Raw genomic sequence first — 1112 nt, forward strand, 5'->3', positions numbered from 1 at the left:
GCGTTATGCTGCCTGAAGTTTAGTGTTAGAACTGACCTGTAATGTTATTGTTTGATAGGATGACAGATGGTGCCGGTCCGAGTCAGCCCTACGACCCTATCACTTCATCTCGGTTGGAGTCTCCCAGACCCTATTACCCCGTGGAGATGTCCCGCCTTCTGACCTATCACGACTACGAGGTCGGTGTGACTAGGGTGTGTGATCCATTGGTTGGATCTCAGTGTGTTTGTCCTACTAGAGAACCTTATCCCTACCCCATTTGGGTAGTACATCAACTCGATAGGGAGAGGATGGATTTACTTCGGATGGCGACTACGGAGCGTAGAGATCGCGTAACTACCGTGGAAGAGTATCATCAGCTTTTCCAGATGCAGGAGGGGATTCTTGATGAGGTGGAGACCAAGCTGGCAGATACAGCTCACCAGCTGACAGATGTGACACAGCAGCTTACCACAGTGACACAGCAGATGACGGCCCAGGCCCAAGAGATCGAGCGATTGCGTCAGCGCATCCAGCATCAGGAGGAGAGGTTGCAGCGAGTTCGTCAGGATGTGGAACCTACTATCGAGATTTCATCAGGTCACGTTGAGCCTCAGGGCTCCGATCATAGCGTGAACCAGTCCGATGCAGCTCATGTAGCTCAGCCAGGACAGCATGCTGCTGAAGGAACTGGAGGGCATTCTGACCCTGAGCCGATGGGGGGTTAGTCAGAGAGTTAGTGTGTGACTGCTGCTTGGAGGATTACTTTTAGTCCTCTTTTGTATAGCTTTTGACTTAGGCTTAGTGCCTTACTTTTGTAGTGGTTCCGACTTTTAGGAAGTCGGACGAGCTTCTAGCGGTTGCTAGGGAGTGTTACTTCTATCTTTTCTTTACTAGCTACTTTTGTATAAAGAAAAGATAGGGGTAACCCTTTTGGTATTGCGACATTATGGTTATGTATATATAAAATTATCGTTACGGTGTTATCTATATATTTATGTGATATTGTTTGAATTCTTTGTAAATATTAAATATCGAATTTAAGTAAATAATGTAGAGCTAAAATTTTTGCGAAACAGATGGAACTACCAAGCACCAATCAAGGTGAAGGAGAAGGTAGCAATCCAAATAAC

At 46.1% G+C, this 1112-nt stretch carries 1 protein-coding gene; it reads left to right on the forward strand.

Annotated features, from left to right (window positions below):
• Positions 1-341 precede the first annotated feature (341 nt).
• Entirely contained in the window at positions 342-707 is a 366-nt protein-coding gene (locus BVER_RS28680; protein WP_157056286.1) for a hypothetical protein, read from the forward strand.
• Positions 708-1112 lie beyond the last annotated feature (405 nt).

The organism is Candidatus Burkholderia verschuerenii (assembly GCF_001189365.1).
In the GTDB taxonomy this organism is placed as follows: Bacteria; Pseudomonadota; Gammaproteobacteria; order Burkholderiales; family Burkholderiaceae; genus Caballeronia; species Caballeronia verschuerenii.